Source organism: Streptomyces sp. NPDC050211 (genome assembly GCF_040656035.1).
GTDB lineage: Bacteria > Actinomycetota > Actinomycetes > Streptomycetales > Streptomycetaceae > Streptomyces.
Genome location: NZ_JBFALC010000020.1, coordinates 17,218 through 40,663, shown reverse-complemented (window position 1 = coordinate 40,663; position 23,446 = coordinate 17,218). Strand labels below are relative to the sequence as shown.

Sequence of the window (23,446 nt, the reverse complement as noted above, 5' to 3'; positions counted from 1 at the left end):
AAACGCATTTGCCGAAACTGCAATGGACTCCATGAGTGACGACGACATGGACGAGGTGCTCGCGGAGGTCGGTCCGCGGCTGCGGCGGATCCGCAAGGAGCGGGGCGCCACGCTGGCGGGGCTCTCCGAGGCGACCGGTATCTCGGTGAGCACGCTCTCCCGGCTGGAGTCAGGGCTGCGCAAGCCCAGCCTGGAGCTGCTGCTGCCGATCGCGCGGGCGCACGAGGTGGCGCTGGACGAGCTGGTGGGCGCGCCCGCGGTGCGCGATCCGCGGGTGCGGGCCGAGCCGATCAGGAGGCACGGACGTACGTACTGGCCGCTGACGCGCCAGCCCGGCGGCCTGCAGGCCTTCAAGGTGCTGGTGCCGCAGGAGGAGGCGGAGCCGGTGGAGCCGCGGACCCATGAGGGCTATGAGTGGCTGTATGTGATGTCGGGGCGGCTGCGGATGGTCCTGGGCGATCACGACATCGTGCTGAACGCGGGGGAGGCCGCCGAGTTCGATACGCGGGTGCCGCACTGGTTCGGGTCGACGGGGGAGGGGCCGGTGGAGTTCCTCAGTCTGTTCGGGCCGCAGGGGGAGCGGATGCATGTGCGGGCGCGGCCGAAGCGGGCGTGACGGACGCGACTGTTCCCTGATCGGCAAGCGACCGCTTAGTATGCGGGGGACCTGGTCGGACGAAGCAGTCTGTGGAGGCCCCGCATGCAGGCATGGCAAGTGCACGAGATCGGTGAGCCGGGCGAGGTGATGCGGCTGGCGGACGTGGAGCGGCCGACGCCCGGCGACGGCCAGGTCCTGCTGAAGGTGCGTGCTGCCAACATCAACTTCCCGGATGCCCTGATGTGCCGGGGCCAGTACCAGGTCAAGCCGCCGCTGCCGTTCACGCCGGGCGTCGAGATCTGCGGCGAGACCGAGGACGGGCGCCGGGTGATCGCCAACCCCGCCCTGCCGTACGGCGGCTTCGCCGAGTACGCCGTCGCGGATGCGGCGGCCGTGCTGCCCGCGCCCGATTCTCTGGACGACGCCGAGGCCGCCGCGCTGCACATCGGCTACCAGACGGGCTGGTTCGGTCTGCACCGGCGGGCCCGGCTGGAGGCCGGCGAGACGCTGCTCGTCCACGCTGCCGCAGGAGGGGTCGGCAGCGCGGCCGTGCAGCTCGGGAAGGCGGCCGGGGCCACCGTCATCGGAGTCGTGGGCGGCGCCGAAAAGGCGGCTGTCGCCCGGGGGTTGGGCTGCGATGTCGTCGTCGACCGCCGTGCCGAGGACGTCGTCGCCGCCGTGAAGGAGGCCACCGGTGGCCGGGGCGCCGACGTGATCTACGACCCGGTCGGCGGCGCGGCCTACACCCAGTCCGCCAAGGTCGTCGCCTTCGAGGGACGGATCGTGGTCGTCGGCTTCGCCAGCGGGACGATCCCCAGCCCGGGCCTCAACCACGCGCTGGTGAAGAACTACGCCATCCTCGGCCTGCACTGGGGCCTGTACAACACCAAGAACCCGAAGCTGGTCCAGCACTGCCACGAGCAGCTCACCGAGCTGGCCGCGCGGGGCGCGATCAAGCCGCTGGTGAGCGAGCGGGTGCCGCTGGCGGGGGCCGCGGCGGCGGTGCAGCGGGTCGCCGACGGGGCCACGACGGGCCGGGTCGCCGTCGTTCCCTCCCTGGAGCCCTCGCTGGAGAACGGAGCTGCCGCATGACCGACGCCGCAGAACTGCGCAGCCGCACACGCGAGTTGCTGGCCGCGCACCCGCCCGCCGACACGGAACGCATCGACTTCCTCAAGGCTCGCTTCGACGCCGGACTCGCCTGGGTGCACTACCCGGAGGGCCTCGGCGGACTCGGTGCGCCGCGTTCCCTCCAGGCCGTCGTGGACGCCGAGTTGGAGGCGGCGGGCGCCCCCGACAACGACCCGCGGCGCATCGGTATCGGCCTCGGGATGGCGGCGCCGACGATCCTGAAGTACGGCACCGAGGAGCAGAAGCAGCAGTTCCTCAGGCCGCTGTGGGTGGGCGAGGAAGTCTGGTGCCAGCTGTTCAGCGAGCCGGGCGCCGGATCCGACCTGGCCGCGCTCGGCACGCGAGCCGTCAGGGAAGGCGATGACTGGGTCGTCAACGGGCAGAAGGTGTGGACCTCCAGCGCCCATCTCGCCCGCTGGGCCATCCTCATCGCCCGCACCGACCCGGACCTGCCCAAGCACGCGGGCATCACGTACTTCATCTGCGACATGACCGACCCGGGCGTCGAGGTCAGGCCGCTGCGCCAGATCACCGGCGAGGCCGAGTTCAACGAGGTGTTCCTCACCGACGTCCGCATCCCGGACGCGCACCGCCTCGGCGCGGTCGGCGACGGCTGGAAGGTCGCGCAGACGACGCTGATGAACGAGCGCGTCTCCATCGGCGGCATGCGCATCCCGCGCGAGGGCGGCATGATCGGGCCGATCGCGAAGACCTGGCGCGAACGCCCCGAACTGCGCACCCACGACCTCCACCAGCGCCTGCTGAAGCTCTGGGTCGAGGCCGAGGTCGCCCGCCTCACCGGCGAACGCCTGCGCCAGCAACTCGTCGCGGGCCAGCCCGGCTACGAGGGCTCCGGCATGAAACTGTCCTTCGCCCGCCTCAACCAGGAGATCAGCGGCCTGGAGGTCGAACTCCTCGGCGAGGAGGGCCTGTTGTACGACGACTGGACCATGCGCCGCCCGGAACTGGTCGACTTCACCGGCCGTGACGCCGGCTACCGCTACCTCCGCTCCAAGGGCAACAGCATCGAGGGCGGGACCAGCGAGGTCCTGCTGAACATCGTCGCCGAGCGCGTCCTGGGCCTGCCCGCGGAGCCGCGCACCGACAAGGACGTCGCGTGGAAGGACCTGGCCCGATGACCGCACAGCGTGACCTGCTGTACTCGGAGGAGGAAGAGGCGCTGCGCGCAGCCGTCCGTGACCTGCTCACCGACCACTGCGACGCGGCGGGCGTGATCACCCGCACCGAGTCCGAGGCCCCGCACGACCTCTCCCTGTGGAAGTCCCTCGCCGACGGCATGGGACTCGCGGGCCTGCTCGTCCCCGAGGCGCAGGGCGGCCAGGGCGCCACCCACCGCGAAGTCGCCGTCGTCCTGGAGGAGTTGGGGCGGTCCGTCGCCCCCGTGCCGTATCTGACGAGCGCCGTGGTCGCCACGGAGGCCCTGCTGGCCTGCGACGCCGGCGACCTGCTCGCCGAGCTGGCGTCCGGGCGGCGGATCGGCGTCCTCGCCGTCGCCCTGAACGTCGCTCCGGACGGCGCCTTCAAGGCCGTACGACAGGAAGACGGCGCCCTGCACGGCGAGTTGACCGGCATCGCTGACGCGTCGGCTGCAGACGTGCTGCTCGTGCCCGCGGACGACGGTGGGCTGTACGCCGTGGACGCCGATGCCGTCACCGTCGTACCGCAGGTGTCGCTGGACCTGACGCGGCCGGTGGCGCGCGTTGTGCTGGAGGGCGCTCGCGGGCGTCGGCTGGGCGATGCCGAACCCGCCGTACGACGCGCTCTGCGGGCCGGAGCCGGGCTGCTCGCGTCCGAGCAACTCGGGCTCGCCGACTGGGCGTTGACCGAGACGGTCCGGTATCTCAAGGAGCGCAAGCAGTTCAACCGGCCCCTTGGCGGGTTCCAGGCGATCAAGCACCGGCTCGCGCAGCTGTGGCTGGAGGTCGTCAACCTGCGCGCTGCCGCCCGGAACGCGGCGGACGCGCTCGCCACCGGCGAGGACGCCGAGGTGGCGGTCGCCGTCGCGCAGGCCTATGCGGCGGGCGTCGCCGTCCACGCCGCCGAGGAGGCGGTGCAGTTGCACGGCGGTCTCGGGATGACCTGGGAGCACCCGGTGCATCTGTATCTGAAGCGAGCCAAGGCGGACTCGATCGCGTACGGCACCGCGGGCGGCCACCGTGCCGCGCTCGCCGAACTGGTCGACCTACGCGCCCCCTGACGTACACCTGGGAGTAGACCGAGAGAAGCCCGTCCCACCAGGGGCGGGCTTTTCGGTGTGTCTTCGGCCAAGGAAGTGAACTCACGGCGGCAGTCCGGCCAACTCACTTTCTCAGGCGGTTTCTTGGGCCCCCCACGAACGCATACTCGCTGAGGTTTCACTTCAGAACACCTCGGGGAGAGAGCATGGCCCACACCACCCGTCGCAGAGTCCTCACCCTCGGCGCCGCCCTCGCGGGCGCGGTCGTGGTGCCCGCCTCGCAGGCACTGGCGGGCGAGCAGAAGAAGCACCCGCGCCCGCTCTGGCGCGCCCACGCACACAACGACTACGAGCACCCCCGTCCCCTCCTCGACGCCCTCGACCACCGCTTCGGCAGCGTCGAGGCCGACATCTGGCTCGTCGGCGACCAGCTCCTCGTCGCGCACGACCAGGTGGACCTCGACCCCGCGCGCACCCTCGAATCCCTCTACCTGAACACGCTCGCGTCCCGCGTGAAGGCCAACCACGGTTCCGTCTACCGGGGATACCGCGGCTCGCTCCAGCTGCTCATCGACATCAAGACCGAGGGCTCCTCGACGTACCTCGAGCTCGACCGGCACCTGCGGCGCTACAAGGGCCTGTTCACCACGTACGCGCACGGCCGGGTGTACCCCGGTCCCGTCACCGCGGTGATCTCCGGCGACCGCGCGGCCCGCGTCCCCATGGAGGCCCAGACCGTCCGCCGGGCCTTCTACGACGGCCGGCTCACCGACCTCGGCACCTCCGCACCCGCCTCCTTCGTCCCGCTGATCAGCGACAACTGGACGCGCAACTTCACCTGGCTCGGGGTCGGTGAATTCCCCGCAGCCGAGCGGCAGAAGCTGCACACCATCGTCCAGGCCGCGCACGCCCGCGGGCAGAAGGTCCGCTTCTGGGCCACCCCGGACATCGCGGGCCCCGCCCGGGACGCCCTGTGGACGGAACTCCTCGCCGCCGACGTCGACTACCTCAACACCGACGACCTGATCGGCCTGGAAGCCTTCCTGGACGCACACCGGTCGGCCTAGACACCACACGTTCGGCGGACACGCCAGCCGCCCGGACGAACCCTCCGCTACGCCACACTCGTGGCCGAACGCCGCGAAGCGGACGTGGCGGAGGAGGTTTTCGATGGCCGTGTCCATCTCTGTGGTGCTGTTGCTGTTGGTTCTGGCGGTGATCTTCCTGCGGCACGGCGGGCTGAAGCCCAGCCATGCGATCGTCTGCGCGCTGCTCGGGTTCTACATGGCGAGCTCGAGCATGGCGCCGACCATCGAGAGCGGCCTCACGGCGACCGCGGACATCGTCAGTAGTCTGAGACCGTGAGGCCACCGCGGCGGTCAGCCGGCCGAGAAGACCCCGATGCCGTTCGGGACGGGGCGTTCCGCACCGCCGGAGGGATGGTTGCGTACGGTCACGGCGGCCGCGCCCGGCGCGCGGGCGACCAGCGTCGTTGACCCGCCGCCGTCCAGGTTGAACGCGTCGACCGAGCCCAACTTCCGCATGGCGTCGGCGACTTCCGCGACCGTCAGGCCCGTGCGGTACTCGGCGGCGCCGTCCAGCGCGAGCAGAATCACCCGCCGCCCGCCGTCCGCGATGCCCACGGCCGTGCGCACCGCCGCGGTCCTGTTGTCCAGTCCGGGCAACGGCTGTCCGTCCGTCAAGACCGGGAAGCCGCCCAGGGCGAAGCTGAACGGTTTCCGGGACCCGGCCGGCACCAGCTTGTGCTGCACCGTGACGCGCTCCCCCTTGGACAGCTTCCGCAGCTGCTGCGCCCCCGCCTCCCGGCCGACCAGCACGGTGGTGTCCTTGGCGATGGTGCCGCTGCCCGGGGAGTCGGCGGTCGACACCACGCGTCCCCCGCGGACCGTCACCTCGTATGTGTCGGTACTGCATGGCGCGGCCCGGTTGGTGTCCGTGCCGCACGTCGCGCGCACCCGGGAGACGCTGCCCCACTTGGCGGTGTAGGCGCCGACCGAGCCCACCGGCAGCGCGTACTGATTGAGCCCGCCGAGCGGCACCTTCCCGTCGGGCGTGCCGATCGACCCGGTCAGGGAGAGGCTGTCCAGCCGGGCCCGCCGGTCGTCGCCGACTCCGAACACGTCCTTCGTGCTCGTGCCGGGCGGCAGCGCGGGTCCGAAGCGCTGGCCGTTGGGCACCGCGGCGCTCAGGGCGCGGCCCTTGGCGATTGCCGGTCCCACGCTCGCGCCGGTCGCCTGCACGCCGGGGTGCTGGGTCTCGGTGAGGTTGAAGAAGTCGCCGTTGACGCCCCCCACGGCGCCCTGGGCGTCGGCCAGCCGGGACACAGTCCCGCGGGCGGCCACCGCCCCCGGAGACAGCAGTCCGAGCCGGACCTTCGGATTGCGCAGGTCGACGCTGAGCACATGCGCCCGCGTCAGACCCTTGGACGCCTGGATGTCGAACTGCTCGTAGGTGACACCCGGCGCGATCCGCGTGCCGCCCTCAACGGCGCCGGCCGGTGCCGCCCCCACCAGGGCCGCACCGGCCAGCGCGCCGAATGCCGTGAGAAGCGTGAGAACCGTTCTGCCTGCTCCGAACCGTTTCTGACGACGCGTCACCGTGCCCCCTGAGGTCTCGTCACATGTCGTGGAACTCAGGGGAATTGGAACAGAGGGCGGTGACCGCCGGGGTGCCTAAGCGCCGACTACGCGCGAACGGATCAGAAAACGCACCCCCTCGGGTGCCTCCAGGGAGAAGCCGCTGCCCCGGCCCTCGACGACGTCGACGATCAGCCGGGTGTGGCTCCACACCTCGTACTGACTCCTCGACATCCAGAAGCCCACCAGCTCCTCGACCCCGTCCACCGCCAGCTCCGCCAGCAGCACGTCCGAGCCGCCGGTACGGAACTCGCCCTCCGGGTAACACATGGGCGCACTGCCGTCGCAGCAGCCGCCGGACTGATGGAACATCAGCGGACCGTGCGCCTGCCGCAGCCGACGCAACAGATCGGCGGCCGCGGGCGTGAGCTGGACACGCGGGGTCTCTTCATCCATGCCGACAGCGCAGCACGCGGGAGGTTGCGAGAGGGTTGCAGGGGCCGGCGACCTGTGTGCCGGCCCCTGCCCTTCCGTACCGCTACACGATCTCCACGAGCAGGTCTCCGCCCTCCACCTGCTGGATGCGGTTGATGGCCAGCCGCGTGACCCGGCCCGCCGTCGGCGCGGTGATGGCGGCCTCCATCTTCATCGCCTCGATGGTGGCCACGGTGACGCCGGCCTCCACCACGTCGCCCTCGGCGACCGCGAGCGTCACCACGCCCGCGAACGGCGCCGCGACATGCCCGGGGTTGGTCCGGTCGGCCTTCTCGGTGACCGGGGCGTCCGAGGCGGCGGCCACGTCGCGGACCTGGATCGGCCGCAGCTGGCCGTTCAGGCCGGCCATGACGGTGCGCATGCCGCGTTCGTCGGCCTCGCCGATGGCCTGGAGCTCGATGAGCAGGCGTACGCCGGGCTCCAGATCGACGGCGTATTCCTTGCCGGGGCGCAGACCGTAGAAGAAGTGCCTGCTGTCCAGGACGCTGGTGTCGCCGAACGACTGACGATGCGTCTCGAACTCGCGCGTCGGGCCCGGGAAGAGCAGCCGGTTGAGGGTGGCGCGGCGGGACTTCTCCAGGCCGTCGCGGTCCTCAGTGGTCAGCTCCTGTACGGGCCGTGCGTCGGCGCGTCCCTGGAGCGCCTTGGTGCGGAACGGCTCCGGCCAGCCGCCCGGCGGGGTCCCCAGCTCGCCGCGCAGGAAGCCGATGACCGAGTCGGGGATGTCGAACCGGTCGGGCGTCGCCTCGAAGTCCTCCGGTGTCACACCGGCTCCCACCAGGTGCAGGGCCAGGTCGCCGACCACCTTCGACGAGGGAGTGACCTTCACCAGCCGGCCGAGGATGCGGTCGGCGGCGGCGTACATCGCCTCGATGTCCTCGAAGCGGTCGCCGAGGCCGAGCGCGACGGCCTGGGTGCGCAGGTTGGACAGCTGACCGCCGGGGATCTCGTGGTGGTAGACGCGCCCGGTGGGGGAGGCGAGGCCCGCCTCGAACGGCGCGTACACACGGCGGACGCTCTCCCAGTACGGCTCCAGGTCCCCGACGGCCTGGAGGTCCAGGCCCGTCGGGCGTTCGGAGTGGTCGGTGGCGGCGACGATCGCGGACAGGGACGGCTGCGACGTCGTACCCGCCATCGAGGCCACCGCCCCGTCCACCGCGTCCACGCCCGCCTGGGCCGCCGCGAGGTAGGTGGCGAGCTGGCCGCCCGCCGTGTCATGGGTGTGCAGATGGACCGGCAGGCCGAACTCGCGGCGCAGCGCCGAGACGAGGGTCGAGGCGGCGGGCGCGCGCAGCAGGCCCGCCATGTCCTTGACGGCCAGGACGTGGGCGCCCGCCTCGACGATCTGCTCGGCGAGGTGCAGATAGTAGTCGAGGGTGTAGAGCCGCTCGGAGGGGTCGGACAGGTCCGCGGTGTAGCAGAGCGCGACCTCGGCGATCGCGGTCCCCGTCTCGCGTACGGCGTCGATGGCCGGGCGCATCTGGCCGACGTCGTTGAGCGCGTCGAAGATGCGGAAGATGTCGATACCGGTGGCCGCGGCCTCCTGCACGAACGCGTCGGTCACCTCGGTGGGGTACGGGGTGTAGCCGACGGTGTTCCGGCCGCGCAGCAGCATCTGCAGGCAGACGTTGGGCACCGCCTCGCGCAGGGCGGCCAGGCGTTCCCACGGGTCCTCGGCGAGGAAGCGCAGGGCGACGTCGTAGGTGGCGCCGCCCCAGCATTCCAGGGACAGCAGCTCGGGCAGGGTGCGCGCGACGAGGGGGGCGACGGCCAGCAGGTCCTTGGTGCGTACCCGGGTGGCCAGCAGGGACTGGTGGGCGTCACGGAAGGTGGTGTCGGTGACGCCGAGCAGCGGCGACTCGCGCAATGCTCGGGCGAAGCCCTCGGGTCCCAGTTCGGCGAGCCGCTGCCGGGAGCCGGCGGGCGGCTCACCGGCCGGCCCGGACGGCAGCTTGGTCGTGGGATCGATGAGGTTCGGCCGCTCGCCGTGCGGCTTGTTGACGGTGACGTCGGCGAGATAGGTCAGCAGCTTGGTGCCGCGGTCCGCGGAATGCCGTGCCGTCAGCAGGTGCGGCCGCTGCTCGATGAACGACGTGGTGACCCGGCCGGCCTGGAAGTCGGGGTCATCCAATACGGCCTGCAGGAACGGGATGTTCGTGGCGACGCCGCGGATACGGAACTCGGCGACCGCGCGCCGGGCCCGGCCGATCGCGGCGGTGAGATCCCGGCCCCGGCAGGTCAGCTTCACCAGCATCGAGTCGAAGTGCGCGCTGATCTCCGTACCGGCATGCGTGGTTCCGCCGTCCAGCCGGATGCCCGAGCCGCCCGGTGAGCGGTAGGCGCTGATCCGGCCGGTGTCGGGGCGGAAGCCGTTGGCCGGGTCCTCGGTGGTGATACGGCACTGGAGAGCCGCGCCGCGCAGGGTGAGGGTCTCCTGGGCGAGCCCGAGGTCGGCGAGGGTCTCGCCGGAGGCGATGCGCAGTTGCGCCTGGACCAGGTCGACGTCGGTCACCTCCTCGGTGACCGTGTGCTCGACCTGGATGCGCGGGTTCATCTCGATGAAGACGTGGTTGCCGTCGCGGTCGAGCAGGAACTCCACGGTGCCGGCGTTGCGGTAGCCGATCTCGCGGGCGAAGCGCACGGCGTCCGCGCAGATCCGCTCCCGCAGGTCCGGGTCGAGGTTGGGCGCGGGCGCCAGCTCGATCACCTTCTGGTGGCGGCGCTGCACCGAGCAGTCACGCTCAAACAGGTGGATGACGTTGCCCGCGCCGTCGGCGAGGATCTGCACCTCGATGTGGCGGGGCTCCACAACGGCCTTCTCCAGGAAGACCGTCGGGTCGCCGAACGCGGACGCCGCCTCGCGCGAGGCCGCCTCGATGGACTCGCGCAACTGGGCCGGCGTCCCCACGCGCCGCATGCCACGCCCTCCGCCGCCCGCGACGGCCTTCACGAACACCGGGAAGCCGACGTCATCGGCGGCACGGACCAGTTCGTCGACGTCGTTCGAGGGCTGCGAGGAGCCGAGCACCGGTACGCCGGCCGCCCGCGCGGCGGCAACCGCACGGGCCTTGTTACCCGTCAGCTCCAGCGTGTCCGCGTCCGGCCCGACGAAGGTGATGCCCGCGCTCTCGCAGGCACGGGCCAACTCCGGGTTCTCGGAGAGGAAGCCGTAGCCCGGGTAGACGGCGTCCGCTCCGGCCCGCTGAGCCGCTCGTACGATCTCGTCGACCGAGAGATACGCCCGCACCGGGTGGCCCGGCTCGCCGATCTCGTAGGCCTCGTCCGCCTTGAGCCGGTGCAGCGAGTTGCGGTCCTCGTGCGGGAACACGGCGACGGTGCGCGCCCCCAGCTCAAAGCCGGCGCGGAACGCACGAATGGCGATCTCGCCTCGGTTGGCGACCAGTACCTTGCGGAACATCCTGGATCCCTTCGCGGCCTGCCCGTGACGAGGACCATGGTGTCGGCGACGCCGCGGTCATGCCATGTGAGCCGGGACACCATTGTGGGAGATGGCCGGCCTTGATCCCTGCCCTGCGAGCAGCGTCCGTATGACTGCTTCACTGCTCACGGCGTCCGGAACCCTCGAAAGGTCACGTGGGCGCGGGTTGCGAAGCCGAGCCGTTCGTAGAGTGCGATCGCGGCGGTGTTCGTCTCGGCCACGTGCAGGAAGGGACGTTCGTTCCGGGAACGGATGCCTGCGATGAGCGCGCTCGCCAGGCGGGCGGCATGGCCTTGCCCGCGTGCCTCGGGTGCCGTGCACACTGCGCTGATCTCGGTCCATCCCGGAGGGCGGAGCCGTTCGCCCGCCATCGCCACCAGCCTGCCGTCCGCGCGGATGCCGAGGTAGGTACCGAGTTCATGGGTGCGCGGCCAGAACGGCCCGGGCTGGGTTCGCGCGGCGAGGTCGAGCATCTCGGGCACATCCGCCGGACCCAGTTCGACCATGTCGGTGCCGATCGCGGCACGCGGCTGGACGGGCCGGTCGCCTGGCCAGATCATCTGCCGGCCTTCCAGGACGAAGACCGGCTCCCAGTCCGGTGGAGGGGTCGCCGGGCAGCTGAACATGTCGGCGAACTCGCCCGGTCCGAGCAGCCGGGCGAGGTCGGCCCAGTCCGCCGGGTCCGGAGCGGGGGACACCGCCGAGAAGGTCGCGACTCCCGGCACGTACGTGCCGGCCCGGCCGAGTCGGCGGGCGAGGGCCGCGTGGTGGCCGCGCAGCGACTCGCCCACCGGATCGTCGAGTACGGCGACGTCCTCAGTCTTCATCGTGCCGTGCCTTTCCCTCCGGGTCGGCCGCGAGCGGGGTGCCATTGTCACGGGAACTGCTGTCGTCCTGCTTGAGGCGGCGTCATGGGCGTCGATCCGTCGATGCGGTTCGCGAACGGCAGCTGTAGGCCGCGGGGTGGTGGTGTGTGTGCGGCATGTGGGACGTGTGGGGCGGACACATGGGATCCCCTTGAAGTGAAGACGCAAACACTTCGAAGCGCTTCGATGACGTCAGGCGCCGGAGCGAGCTCCAGTGTTCGACGTCGCTGTATCAAGCAGGGCACGCCAAGCGCACCTTCCCGGCCTCTGAGGAATCTTGGAAGCGACCCTTGTGCGCCTATAGGCGTTCACTTAACCTCACAGCAACATCGAAGCGCTTCGACTGCGAATCGTGTCGCAGTGATTGGATGTCCGCTCAGCTCAGCCAGTCCAGTCTCGGCACCGCAGCCGACGGCCCACCGCCGGGTGTCCAGGTGCGCCACGAAGGGTTGACGCAATGACGCCGAACGCCGCCTCCGCCCCCTCCGGACCCAGCAGGAGAAGCTTCCTCGCCTCCACGGCGGTCGCCACCGCAGCGGTGGCCGGTGGGGTGCCACTGCTCTCCGCCTGCAGCGGTTCGGAAACCGGCTCGCGCGAGGGCACCACGTCGGGCAAGGCCGCCGACAAGCTGCTCCCGACCTACGTCGCCAGCGAGATGGCCGATCCGGACATTCCCTCGAAGAACGGTTCGGCGGCCGGCTACACCAGCAAGGTCGACCTCGCGGCCCTCACCACCTCGGTACCGGACAAGCTCGGCACCGGCGCCCCCGTCAAGATCATGTCTCCGTTCTGGGGCACCCCGCCGAAGCCCGGCTGCGCGTACTACAAGGCAGTCGACGCGGCGGCGGGCACCAAGGTCACCTGGCAGAACCAGAACGGCATGACGTACGGCCAGAAGCTCGGCGCGATCCTGGCCTCCAGCTCCTTGCCCGACATGGTGGTCGTGCCCAGCTGGGAACTGAACAACAGCAAGATCGGGAGCGCGGTCGCCGCGAAGTGCCTGGACCTCGGCCCCTACCTGGCGGGCGACAAGGTCAAGAAGTACCCGAACCTGGCCGCGATACCGTCCGACGCCTGGCGGATGGGCATCTTCGGCGGCGCGCTGCGCGGCATCCCGCTGCCCACCGCCCCGGCCAGCATGATCGTGCCCTATTACCGGAAGGACATCTTCGAGAAGAAGGGGTACTCCGTACCCAAGTCGGCCGACGAGTTCCTCAGTTGGGCCAAGGACGCCACCAGCGCCAAGGCCAAGGTGTACGCCTGCGGTGACATCTCCTGGATCGCGGGCGCCGTCTTCAGCGTCGCGCCCAACTGGAACATCGACGACGACGGCAAGCTGCGGTACAGCATCGAGCGTCCCGAGTACCTCGAATCCCTGGCGTGGCTCCGCAAGCTGTTCGACGCCGGCGTGGTCCACCCCGACGACAAGGCGCGCACCGGCGACGAGGGCCAGCGGTTCACCGCCGGACAGATCCTGGTCTGCAAAGGCGACATGTCCTTCTGGTACGTCAAGGCCGCCGAACAGGCCCAGGCCAACCCGGAGTTCCAGATCGACGGCATGGACATCTTCGGCGCCGACGGCGGCAACCCGACGACGTACGCGTCCGCGCCCGCCAACATCTGGTCGATGATCCGCAAGGGCGCCTCCAAGGAGACGGTCGAGAACGCCCTGGCCGCCGCCAACTTCGCGGCAGCGCCCTACGGCACCAAGGAGCGGATGCTCGTCGACTACGGCGTCGAGGGCAGCCACTACACGGTCAAGGACGGCGCCCCGGTCAAGACCGACCAGGGCAACACCGAGGTGATCAACGCCTGGTCGATGCTGGCGGCCCCGGCGCCCTACCTCGCCCACCCCGACCTCCCCGATATCGCCCGCGCGCAGGTCGAGTGGCAGCAGCGGATGGGTGCCTTCATGAAGAAGACGTCCATCTACGGCATGACCATCATCGAGCCGGCCCGCTACGCCAACCTCTCCAGCCAGCTCGAGCAGCTGCAGATCGACTACGTGCGTGGCCACAAGAAGATGTCCGACGTCCAGGCCTTCATCGCCAACTGGAAGTCGTCCGGCGGTGACAAGCTGCGCGACTGGTACAAGGAGCTCATCGACAAGAACGGCAGTGGGAACTGATGTCGCTCACCACCGGGAGCAGGCCGGACGGGACCCGTCCCCCCGCGGCCGTCGAGGAGCCGGCGGCCGCGGTCGCCGCCGTGGAGGCGACGAAGGGGCGGGCGACGCGCGGGAGGGGCAAGGCAGGCAAGGTCCCGTTCCGGGTCCGGTGGCACCGCGACCGCGCGCTCATCCTGATGACGCTGCCCCTCATCGCGCTGCTCCTTGTCTTCCACTACGTCCCGCTGCTCGGCAACGTCATCGCCTTCCAGGAGTACGACCCGTACATCGCCGGCAACGGAATCACGGCGATCTTCCACAGCCCGTGGGTCGGCCTGGAGCAGGTCGAGCGGATGGTCGAGGACCCGCTGTTCTGGGACGCCACGCAGAACACCCTCGTCCTGTTCGTGATCCAGCTCGTGCTGTTCTTCCCCGTGCCCATCGCCCTCGCGCTGCTCATCAACAGCGTGATCCGGCCCCGGGTGAGGGCCGTGGCACAGGCGATCATGTACCTGCCGCACTTCTTCTCCTGGGTCCTTGTGATCACCGTCTTCCAGCAGATCTTCGGCGGCGCGGGCATCATCGCCCAGACCCTGGAGGACCACGGCGTGAGCGGCTTCGACCTGATGACCGACGCGGACCTGTTCAAGTGGCTGGTCACCGCGGAGGCCGTCTGGAAGGACGCCGGCTGGGGGATCATCGTCTTCCTCGCCGCGCTCTCCGCCGTCAGCACGGATCTGTACGAGGCCGCCGCCATGGACGGCGCCGGGCGCTGGCGGCGCATGTGGCACGTGACGCTGCCCGCACTGCGTCCGGTGATCGCGCTCCTGCTGGTCCTGCGGGTGGGCGACGCGCTGAGCGTCGGCTTCGAGCAGTTCCTGCTTCAGCGGGACGCGGTCGGCGCGGGAGCCGCCGAGGTCCTCGACACCTACGTATGGAACATGGGAATCCAGAACGGCGACTTCAGCTACGCGGCAGCGGTCGGCCTCGTCAAGGGGCTCATAGGCGTCGCTCTGGTCCTGGGCGCGAACAAGTTCGCGCACCTCCTGGGCGAGCAGGGGGTGTACAAGAAGTGAGTCTCAACACCACGCTCATCCGCAGCCTCAAGGCGCCGCCCCGGCCGGTGTGGGAGGAGCCGCCCAGCAGGACCGGATTCACCGCGAAGGGCGGCCTGCTGGTCCTGTGCTGCCTCGGCGTACTCGGTCCGCTGTGGATCGTCATCGTCACCAGCCTCTCCCCGAAACCGGTGATCGACCAGGCCGGCGGCCTGGTCGTGATCCCCCGCGGCATCACCTTCATCAACTACACGGAACTGCTCAGCGGCGGCCAGGTCAGCCGGGCGATCATGGTCTCGGTCGGGGTCACCTTCTTCGGCACCCTGTTCTCCATGGCGGTGTCGGTCCTCGGCGCCTACGGCCTGTCCCGGCCGGGGAGTCTCGGGCACCGGTACTTCCTGATGACCATCATGGCCACCATGTTCTTCGGGGCAGGCCTCATCCCGACGTACCTCCTCGTGCAGGCGCTCGGACTCACCGACACCTATCTGTCGCTGATCCTGCCGAGCGCGGTCAGCGTCTTCAACGTCCTGGTCCTGCGGGCCTTCTTCATGGGGATCTCCCCCGAACTCACCGAGTCCGCGCGCATCGACGGGGCCGGCGAACTGCGGATCCTGCTGACCATCATCATGCCGTTGTCGCGTGCGGTGGTCGCGGTCATCTCCCTGTTCTACGCGGTCGGTTACTGGAGCGCCTGGTTCAACGCGTCCATCTACCTCACCGATCAGGAGATGCTGCCGCTGCAGAACGTGCTCATCCAGTTGGTCCAGAAGGGCAGTGAGGCGCCGACCGGTCTGCAGCAGGCGGTCCGTACCGGTGAACTCTCCAGCTTGGGGCTGCAGATGGCCGTCATGGTCCTCGCGCTGATTCCTGTTGCGGTTGCTTCTCCCTTTGTCCAGCGGCACTTCAAGAAGGGCATGTTGACGGGGGCGATCAAAGGCTGACGGGTTCTCGCCGTTGGGCTGTCTGTTGTACGCCGTCTGATGGCTTCGTTGTGGCTGGTCGCGCAGTTCCCCGCGCCCCTGAGGTAGGTATCCGCACCCCCTTTTTATAGAGCGAGGTATGTCATGTACACGTCTCACCTCAGCAGGCGAGCCGTTCTTGCCGGGACCGCGGCCGTCGCCGCGCTTACCACCGTCCCCTTCCTCCCCGGGCGGGCACAGGCCGTCGAGCCTGCCACCGGCTACCGCTGGCGCAACGCCGTTATGGGTGGCACCGGGTTCATCACCGGGGTGCTGTTCCATCCGTCGGTGCGCGGGCTTGCCTACGCCCGGACCGATATCGGGGGTGCCTACCGCTGGGACGACCGGACCGACCGCTGGGTCCCGCTGACCGACCACATCGGCTGGGACGATTCGAACCTCCTCGGCGTCGAGGCCATGGCCGTCGACCCCGCCCACCCCGACCGGGTCTATCTCGCCCTCGGTACCTACACCCAGTCCTGGGCCGGCAACGGAGCCGTGCTGCGTTCCGACGACCGGGGTGCCACCTGGAAGCGCACCGACCTCGCCGTGAAGCTCGGTGCCAATGAGGACGGGCGGGGATGCGGGGAACGGCTGCTGGTCGATCCGCGGAACTGCGACACCCTGTGGCTCGGCACCCGGCACGACGGGCTGCTCAAGTCGGTGGACCGGGGGGCCACTTGGAAGGCCGTGAGCTTCCCGGCCGCCCCGAGCGCCACCGGCCAGGGCATCACTCTCCTCGTCGCCGCGGGCCGCAGCGTCTACGCCGGCTGGGGCGACTCCGACGGCACCGCCGACCACCCCAACCTGTACCGCACGTCCGACGGAAAGACCTGGGAGCCCGTCCCCGGGCAGCCCACCGGCACCGCCGCCAAGGTGCCCGTGCGCGCCGCGTACGATCGCCTCACCCGCGAGCTGTACGTGACGTATGCCAACGCCCCCGGCCCCAACGGGCAGTCGGACGGCAGCGTGCACAAACTGCGTACGACGAACGGGAAGTGGACCGAGGTCACCCCCGTGAAGCCCGGCGGGGCGTCGAGTGATGGCGGGACCGATTCCTTCGGCTACGGCGGTGTCGCCGTCGACGCCCGTCGGCCCGGGACGCTCGTCGTGTCCACCAACAACCGCTGGGCCGAGGTCGACACCGTGTTCCGTTCCACCGACGGGGGCCGCAGCTGGACGTCCTTGAAGGACACGGCCGTCCTCGACGTCTCCGAGACCCCCTACCTCAAGTGGGGCAACGATCAGCCCAAGTTCGGCTGGTGGATCCAGGCCATCGGTCTCGACCCGTTCGACTCCGGGCACGTCGTCTACGGCACCGGCGCGACCCTGTACAGCACGCGCGACCTCAAGCGCTGGGCTCCGCAGATCCGCGGTCTTGAGGAGGCGTCCGTGGTGGCGCTCGTGTCGCCTCCGACCGGAGAGGCCCACCTGATCAGCGGGTCGCGGGACATCGGCGTGCTCTACCACGAGCGGCTGACCGCCTCGCCGTCGCGCGGCATGGCCACGAACCCCGTTTTCGGGTCCGCCATCGGACTCGCCCAGGCCGCGGCCAAGCCCTCGTACGTCGTGCGCACCGGCTCGGGCGAGAACGGCAACGGTGCCTGGTCGAACGACGGCGGTAAGACCTGGGCGCCCTTCAAGGCCCAGCCCGCCGTCGCCAAGGACGCGCCCGGCCCGATCGTCACCAGCGCCGACGGCAGTGTGCTGCTGTGGTCGCTCGCGCACTGGGACGGCACCGTGTATCCGGCGCACCGCTCGGCGGACAACGGCGCCACCTGGTCCGAGGTCACCTCCCTGCCGAAGGGTGCGGTCCTGGTCGCGGATCCCGTGGACCCGACGTGGTTCTACGCCTTCGACACGAGCGCCGGCACGCTCTACGCCAGCACCGACAGTGGTCTGACCTTCACCGCCCGGGCCACCGGACTGCCCTCCGGCGACGCGGGGTTCCAGCTGGCCGCGGCCCCGGGACGCTCCGGTGACCTGTGGCTCAGCGCCAAGGCGAACGGGCTCTACCGCTCCACCGACGGCGGGGCGAGTTTCACCAAGGTCGGCAGTTGCCGGGCCTCGCACACCCTGGGCTTCGGGAAGGCCGCCGCGGGCGCCTCCTACCCGGCGGTCTACATGGCCGGCGGCATCGAGGACTTCAACGCCGTCTACCGCTCCGACGACGAGGCGAAGACCTGGACGCGGATCAACGACGACCGGCACCAGTGGGGCTGGACCGGAGCGGCCATCACCGGCGATCCGCGCGTGTACGGCCGGGTCTACCTCGCCACCAACGGGCGCGGCGTGCAGTACGGGGAGCCCGCCTGATGCCCGGCCGCCGTATCGAAGTCAGGACTTCTTCCGGTGACGCGCAGCCGATCGAACTCGTCGCCGGAGAGGACCACGTCCTCAGCCAGGGGGCGTGGTAGCACTCCCGCAATTCCCCCACCCCCACAATTCCCCCCACCCGTGGAAGGGACACCATGGTAAAAAGCGCGATCCGCAAGGTCAGCATGGCGGTGCTGGCGCCGGCGATGGCTCTCGGTGCCACCGTCGGCCTGGCCTCCGCCCCCGCTTCGGCAGCAGTCTGGAACTCCTGCGACCAGTGGGGCAGCACCAGCCTGGACGGCTACAAGCTCTACAACAACGTCTGGGGCTCCGGCGCCGGCAGCCAGTGCGCCTGGGCCAACTCCGGGACCAACTGGGGTGTCTGGGCCGACCACCCCAACACCGGCGGCATCAAGTCCTACGCCAACTCAACGAAAACGATCAACAAGACGATCGACTCCCTCGGCTGGCTCACCAGCGACTACAACGTCAGTGTCCCGTCGTCCGGCGCCTACAACACGTCGTACGACATCTGGGACACCGACCACGACTACGAGATCATGCTCTGGGTCAACTACAACGGAGCCGTCGGCCCGATCGGCGGCTACGAGGGCAACGTCTCGCTCGGCGGCCACAACTGGAACGTCTACAAGGGCACCAACGGGTCGAACCAGGTGTTCTCGTTCCTGCGGACCTCCGACTCCAACTCCGGCACCGTGGACGTCAAGCCGGTACTCCAGTGGATCGCCTACACGAAGGGCTGGATGCCCGGCAACGAGATGATCGGCGACGTCCAGTTCGGCTATGAGGTGACCTCGTCGTCCGGCGGACTCAACTTCAACACCAACAACCTGACCATCAACGGCGGCTGACCCGGCATCAGGGCCGAGGCCGGTCCGCGTCCTTCCACAGGAGCGGTCGACCTCGGCCCGCACCCGGATCAGTAGCCGTAGATCATCTTGTAGGCGACCTCCGGGAGGAACTGTCCGGCCGAAGAACCGCTGCCCACGCCGCAGTTGCCGTCGGACTCACCCGGGACCTTGATCCACAAGAGCATCTCGGCGCCTCCGCCCAACTGGGTGGGGGTTCCGATACGGCGGCCTGAAGGGTTGCACCACTGGCCGTTGGAGCCGTTGCCGTTGCGGCTGGTGTCCACGACGAACGGCTTGGTGTAGCCGTACCGGGTGCGCAGCTCACTGTTGACGGCGTTGCCGTAAGCGGTGTTCTCGGCCGTGGTCAGGTAGTTGGAGACGTTGAGTGAGAAGCCGTGGGCCTGTTGGACGCCGGCTTCGTGGAGGCGCCGGGCCATCGTCGCGGCGCTCGCCCAGGCAGGGTTGCCGGCGTCGAGATAGACCCAGGTGTTGGAAGCCTGGCGGTTGAACTCGGCGAGCGCGCCGGTGAGCATGCCCTCGCGTTCGTCGATCTGGGCCTGGTTCATACAGCCGTAGTCCCCGAGGGAGTCAGGCTCGAGGACGACGACGGCCGGGCGGCCCGCGATCCCGCCCGCGAACTGGGCGATCCAGTTCGCGTAGGCGGACGGCGAGGAGGCTCCGCCCGCGGAGTGCCCGCCGCAGTAGTCGCGGTTGTAGATGTTGTAGGCGACGAGGATGGGCAGCTTGTCCTGGGCGTCCGCGGCGCCCACGTACGCGCCGGTCGCCGTGCCGATGGGGCCGCTCCAGGAGCCGAACCAGCGGGCCGTCGGTGTGTTTGCGATGGACGCGTTGATCGCGGGGGCCCGGCCGTCACCGGAGTTGGCGGCGACCCACCGCTTCGCGCTGGAGTCGGGGTCCACGTAGAACCCGTTGGTCATGGTCGTCGGGTCGGCCGCGTGAGCGGGCGGCGCGGCGGCGAGCGCCAGCGGCAGCGAGGAGAGCGCTGCCACCAGGGCGAGGAGTCTGCGGCGCATGACGGTACCTCGGTTTCTGACAGGGATGCGTCGGATGGTCGCCGGTGAGCATGGGAGCGCTCCCATCGGACGCGCTCCCCACGGCACGGTCGGTCAGCAGGTCCAGTTGGTCTGGTACCGGAGCCGGTCGTTCAGGGCGTGGACAGCTCGAACCGCGTGACGCGGACCGCGCCGCCGAGTGCCTGTGTGGCGTGGTTGAAGAGGGCGAATCGGTAGCCAATGAAGAACCGCCAGTCGTTGCCCATGGAGAAGGCGGGCCCGAGGCGGGTGAACGTGGTGCCGTCGGTGCTGTAGGAGAAGGTGCCGGGGCGTGCCGCGCCGGGGCGGATGTCCGCGGCCGCGCGCAGCCAGATCCGGCCGCCCGAGACGGGCGCGCTCGCGACCTCGGTGCCGGTGCCGGTGGTGTTCCAATTGCCGTCCATGGTCAGCCCGTTGACCATCACCACCCGCGTCGCGCCGCCGTCGCGCTTGAGGCCGATCCAGGCGGACGAGTCACGCAGCAGGGCGAGTCCGGCCCGGTCGCCGTCCCGCATCGCGGAGTGGTCGAGCTGGACCGTGGCGGTGGAGGTGGGGCCCTGGATGCGGTGGGTGAGGGTGTTGCGGGCCCAGTACAGGTCGTTGGTGACGGTCGCGGTCCGCAGGGTCAGGCCGTTGTCGACCGACCACTTGGTGTTGTCCGGGTTGTGGTTCCACTCCCACCTCGGTTTGAGGGTCGTGCCGTCGAAGGTGTCGACGCCGGTCATGGGGGTGACCTGGCGGGGCGGGGTGGGCACGGCCGGACTGGGATACGAGGTGCCCCACGCGCCGTTGACCAGTTGCACGACGGGCCAGCCGTCCGAGGTCCAGGTGATCGGCGCCAGGGCGGGCATCCGGCCGCCGGGGTACGCGTCGACGAAGGCCATGTAGTACCAGGCGCCGCCCTGCGTCCGCACCAGCCCGCCCTGGTGCGGGACGCCACCGCCGGGGATCGGCCCGCGCAGGTCGAGGAGTACCTGCCGCATCGTGTAGGGACCGAAGGGGCCGCTCGTCGACTTCAGGATGTACTGCCCGTTCGCGGGGCGGGTCAGGAAGATGTAGTACTGCCCGTTGATCTTGTAGAAGCGGGCGCCCTCCAGCGTGCCGACACTCGACGGTGTGGTGAACACCTGCTGCGTGCGCACCTGGTTGCGGCCGTCGGGCGAGAGCTGGGCAACGCTGATGGTGGTGTTCCCGTAGGCCACGTACAGGGTGTCGTCGCTGTCCACGAGCAGACCCGCGTCGTAGTACGGCGTGCTGATCGTCGTGTGCCTGCTCCACGGGCCCTCGACGGCGGTGGCGGTGTAGATGTAGGTCCGGGCGAAGTCGATCTGGCCCAGCCAGTAGAACGTCCTGTTGCTCGGACGGTAGGCCAGCGACGACGCCCAGACGCCCCGGACGTAGCCACGGGCGCCGTTCAGGTCGTACTTGGCGCCGAAGTCGAGGACGGGCACCGAGTGGCCGGCGATCTCCCAGTTCACCAGGTCGTACGAGCGCAGGACGGGCGCGCCCGGCGAATAGTGCATCGTCGAGGCCGAGGCGTAGAAGGTGTCGCCGACGCGGATGATGTCGATGTCCGCGAAGTCCTGCCAGATCACCGGGTTCGTGTACGCCGCGGCGGCTGCGCGGGCCGGTCCCTGGGCTGCGGCCAGAGGGAGGACCGAGCCGGTGGTCAGGCCGGTGGCGGCCGCCAGCGCGCGACGACGAGAGAGGTGTTGATGAGGCCATGACATATCCATATGCGGCGTGCTCCTTGCGGCTCGGCAGTGGAGCGGCTCTCGTGTGTTCGTGATCTCGAACGCAAGTCGAGTTGTCGAGCAACCTGGATGATAGGGGCCCCGTGAGTGCCGTCAAGGCTTCCCGCATGATTCGTGGGATGTCTCGAAACATTCGAGCCCTTTAGATGTGAATCGGTGCAGGTCAGTCAGTCGGGTGAGCGAGGATGTGTCCCATCCTCAGTCCTTGCCGTGCAAGGTGTGGCAGGTTTAGCCGGACGTGTTGACATGACCGCTCGCCTCTCTAGTATCCGTGAGGTTCTCAGTTTCCGAATGACATCCGAAATTTCGGACCCCTTTGCGTGATCCACCGGAAAAGGAGCCCAGGTGCCCAGACGATCAGGTGGACGATTGCTCCGTCTCCTCGCGACCGTTGTGCTGACGATCATCGCGTCCGTGACGGCCTCCTCTCAAACCACCGCCTCGGCCGCGCCGGGCAGCCCGGCGCTCACCCCGCCTCTCGGGTGGAACAGCTGGAACAGCTTCGGGTGCGGGATCACCGAGGCGCAGGTCCGCCAGGCCGCCGACGCGATGGTGTCCTCCGGCATGCGCGACGCCGGCTACCGGTATGTCGTGGTCGACGACTGCTGGTTCGACCCGCAGCGCGACGCGGCAGGCAACCTGCGGGCCAATCCGACCAAGTTCCCGAGCGGGATGAAGGCACTCGGGGACTACATCCACAGCAAGGGCCTGAAGTTCGGCATCTACCAGGTGCCGGGCGAGCGCACCTGCGCGCAGACGACCGGCGCCTATCCCGGGGCGACGGGCAGCAGGGGGCACGAGGTCCAGGACGCCAACACGTTCGCCTCCTGGGGCGTCGACTACCTCAAGTACGACTGGTGTTCCTCCGAGGGCACCCGTGACGAGCAGGTGGCGCGGTTCTCGCTCATGCGCGACGCCCTGCGCGCCACCGGGCGGCCGATCGTCTACAGCATCAACCCCAACAGCTTCCACGCCATCACCGGCGCCACGTACAACTGGGGCGAGGTCGCCGACCTGTGGCGGACGACCGAGGACCTGCTCGACATCTGGCAGAACGGCAACACCAACAGCTATCCGATGGGCGTCGGCAACGTCCTGGACGTCAACGCGCCGCTCGCCGCACAGTCGGGTCCGGGCCACTGGAACGACCCCGACATGCTGGTCGTCGGCCGCCCCGGCCTGTCACTGACCGAGTCCCGCTCCCACTTCGCCCTGTGGTCGCTGATGAGCGCCCCGCTCATGGCCGGCAACGACATCCGCACCATGTCCGCCGACGTGAGCGCGATCCTGCGCAACCCGCGTCTGCTGGCGGTGAACCAGGACGCGCTGGGAGCGGGCGGGCGCAGGGTGCGCGACGACGGCGCCACCGAGGTGTTCGCCAAGCCCCTGTCCGACGGCTCGGTCGCGGTGGGCCTGTTCAACCGGGGAGGTAGCACCGCGACGGTCACCACCACGGCCGCGCAAGTCGGCCTCGCCGGAGGCTCGTTCACCCTCACCGACCTGTGGACCGGCGGCACGTCCAGCACGTCCGGGCAGATCTCGGCGAGCGTCCCCGCGCACGGGGTGGCCGTGTTCCGGGTGACCGGCGGCAGCCCGCTGGCCGCCACCACCTCGCGGCTGCGGGGCAACGCATCCGGACGCTGCGGGGACGTGGACAACGCCTCCACCGCCGCCGGGGCCACGGTTCTGCTGTGGGACTGCCACACGGCCGCCAACCAGCTGTGGACCACGTGGGCCGGCGGCGAGATCCGCGTCTTCGGCGACAAGTGCCTGGACGCCTACAACCAGGGCACCACCAACGGCACCCGGGTCATCACCTGGTCCTGCAACGGCCAGAACAACCAGAAATGGACCGTCGGCTCCGACGGATCGATCCGCAACGTCCACGCCGGGCTGTGCCTCGACGTCAATGGCGCGGGCACCGCCAACGGAACCCCGCTGGTCCTGTGGACCTGCAACGGCCAGGCCAACCAGAAGTGGACCCGGGTGTGACCTGCCGGGTCAC

Annotated in this window: 18 protein-coding genes; 12 read left to right on the top strand and 6 right to left on the bottom strand. The window is 69.8% G+C overall.

The window, feature by feature from the left end; genetic code table 11:
- Positions 1-31: 31 nt before the first annotated feature.
- The 6 genes from AB0I98_RS21220 to AB0I98_RS21195 all read left to right on the top strand — a co-directional run bounded on the left by AB0I98_RS21220 (position 32) and on the right by AB0I98_RS21195 (position 5,291).
- Positions 32-616, top strand: a complete 585-nt coding sequence (locus AB0I98_RS21220; RefSeq protein ID WP_362943960.1) for an XRE family transcriptional regulator — start codon at positions 32-34, stop codon at positions 614-616.
- Between the two features lie 84 nt (positions 617-700).
- Positions 701-1,690 (top strand): NADPH:quinone oxidoreductase family protein, encoded by a 990-nt coding sequence (locus AB0I98_RS21215; RefSeq protein WP_362943958.1) that lies wholly within the window; start codon positions 701-703, stop codon positions 1,688-1,690.
- Positions 1,687-2,868, top strand: a complete 1,182-nt coding sequence (locus AB0I98_RS21210; RefSeq protein ID WP_362943956.1) for an acyl-CoA dehydrogenase family protein — start codon at positions 1,687-1,689, stop codon at positions 2,866-2,868. The genes AB0I98_RS21215 and AB0I98_RS21210 overlap by 4 nt, the downstream gene beginning before the upstream one ends.
- The gene (locus AB0I98_RS21205) at positions 2,865-3,947 is read left to right on the top strand and encodes an acyl-CoA dehydrogenase family protein (protein WP_362943954.1); all 1,083 of its coding nucleotides are present in this window, start codon (positions 2,865-2,867) and stop codon (positions 3,945-3,947) included. Before AB0I98_RS21210 ends, AB0I98_RS21205 begins: the two co-directional genes overlap by 4 nt.
- Before the next feature lie 185 nt (positions 3,948-4,132).
- A complete protein-coding gene (locus AB0I98_RS21200) occupies positions 4,133-4,993 on the top strand; it encodes a phosphatidylinositol-specific phospholipase C/glycerophosphodiester phosphodiesterase family protein (protein ID WP_362943952.1) in 861 nt (286 codons plus the stop codon).
- Positions 4,994-5,096: 103 nt separating this feature from the next.
- Positions 5,097-5,291 carry a hypothetical protein gene (locus AB0I98_RS21195; RefSeq protein ID WP_362943950.1) on the top strand — a complete coding sequence of 65 codons (195 nt, stop codon included), beginning with the start codon at positions 5,097-5,099 and terminating at the stop codon, positions 5,289-5,291.
- 14 nt (positions 5,292-5,305) lie between these two features.
- Here the strand turns inward: AB0I98_RS21195 and AB0I98_RS21190 are convergent, their stop codons facing one another.
- The 4 genes from AB0I98_RS21190 to AB0I98_RS21175 all read right to left on the bottom strand — a co-directional run bounded on the left by AB0I98_RS21190 (position 5,306) and on the right by AB0I98_RS21175 (position 11,284).
- The gene (locus tag AB0I98_RS21190; protein WP_362943948.1) at positions 5,306-6,544 is read right to left on the bottom strand and encodes a phosphodiester glycosidase family protein; all 1,239 of its coding nucleotides are present in this window, start codon (positions 6,542-6,544) and stop codon (positions 5,306-5,308) included.
- Positions 6,545-6,619: 75 nt separating this feature from the next.
- The gene (locus tag AB0I98_RS21185; RefSeq protein WP_362943946.1) at positions 6,620-6,979 is read right to left on the bottom strand and encodes a DUF779 domain-containing protein; all 360 of its coding nucleotides are present in this window, start codon (positions 6,977-6,979) and stop codon (positions 6,620-6,622) included.
- A gap of 82 nt (positions 6,980-7,061) precedes the next feature.
- A complete protein-coding gene (locus AB0I98_RS21180; protein ID WP_362943944.1) occupies positions 7,062-10,436 on the bottom strand; it encodes a pyruvate carboxylase in 3,375 nt (1,124 codons plus the stop codon).
- A gap of 146 nt (positions 10,437-10,582) precedes the next feature.
- Positions 10,583-11,284 carry a GNAT family N-acetyltransferase gene (locus AB0I98_RS21175; protein ID WP_362943942.1) on the bottom strand — a complete coding sequence of 234 codons (702 nt, stop codon included), beginning with the start codon at positions 11,282-11,284 and terminating at the stop codon, positions 10,583-10,585.
- A gap of 496 nt (positions 11,285-11,780) precedes the next feature.
- On the opposite strand from AB0I98_RS21175, the gene AB0I98_RS21170 reads away from it, so the two are divergent.
- The 5 genes from AB0I98_RS21170 (at position 11,781) to AB0I98_RS21150 (ending at position 18,635) form a co-directional block, all read left to right on the top strand.
- Positions 11,781-13,451, top strand: a complete 1,671-nt coding sequence (locus tag AB0I98_RS21170) for an extracellular solute-binding protein (RefSeq protein WP_362943941.1) — start codon at positions 11,781-11,783, stop codon at positions 13,449-13,451.
- Positions 13,451-14,506 carry an ABC transporter permease subunit gene (locus AB0I98_RS21165; RefSeq protein WP_362943939.1) on the top strand — a complete coding sequence of 352 codons (1,056 nt, stop codon included), beginning with the start codon at positions 13,451-13,453 and terminating at the stop codon, positions 14,504-14,506. Before AB0I98_RS21170 ends, AB0I98_RS21165 begins: the two co-directional genes overlap by 1 nt.
- Complete coding sequence (locus AB0I98_RS21160) at positions 14,503-15,429, top strand: carbohydrate ABC transporter permease (protein WP_362943937.1); 927 nt, start codon at positions 14,503-14,505, stop codon at positions 15,427-15,429. The genes AB0I98_RS21165 and AB0I98_RS21160 overlap by 4 nt, the downstream gene beginning before the upstream one ends.
- 123 nt (positions 15,430-15,552) lie before the next feature.
- Positions 15,553-17,763 (top strand): 1,4-beta-glucanase, encoded by a 2,211-nt coding sequence (locus AB0I98_RS21155; protein ID WP_362943935.1) that lies wholly within the window; start codon positions 15,553-15,555, stop codon positions 17,761-17,763.
- 155 nt (positions 17,764-17,918) lie between these two features.
- Positions 17,919-18,635, top strand: coding sequence for a hypothetical protein (locus AB0I98_RS21150; protein ID WP_362943933.1), 717 nt, complete (start codon positions 17,919-17,921; stop codon positions 18,633-18,635).
- A gap of 68 nt (positions 18,636-18,703) precedes the next feature.
- Here the strand turns inward: AB0I98_RS21150 and AB0I98_RS21145 are convergent, their stop codons facing one another.
- Entirely contained in the window at positions 18,704-19,669 is a 966-nt protein-coding gene (locus tag AB0I98_RS21145) for a glycoside hydrolase family 6 protein (RefSeq protein ID WP_362943931.1), read from the bottom strand.
- A 131-nt stretch (positions 19,670-19,800) separates the two neighbouring features.
- The gene (locus AB0I98_RS21140) at positions 19,801-21,417 is read right to left on the bottom strand and encodes a glycoside hydrolase 43 family protein (RefSeq protein ID WP_362943929.1); all 1,617 of its coding nucleotides are present in this window, start codon (positions 21,415-21,417) and stop codon (positions 19,801-19,803) included.
- Between the two features lie 369 nt (positions 21,418-21,786).
- Between AB0I98_RS21140 and AB0I98_RS21135 the strand changes: the two genes are divergently transcribed.
- The gene (locus AB0I98_RS21135; RefSeq protein ID WP_362943927.1) at positions 21,787-23,433 is read left to right on the top strand and encodes an RICIN domain-containing protein; all 1,647 of its coding nucleotides are present in this window, start codon (positions 21,787-21,789) and stop codon (positions 23,431-23,433) included.
- The last annotated feature ends 13 nt before the right edge of the window (positions 23,434-23,446 follow it).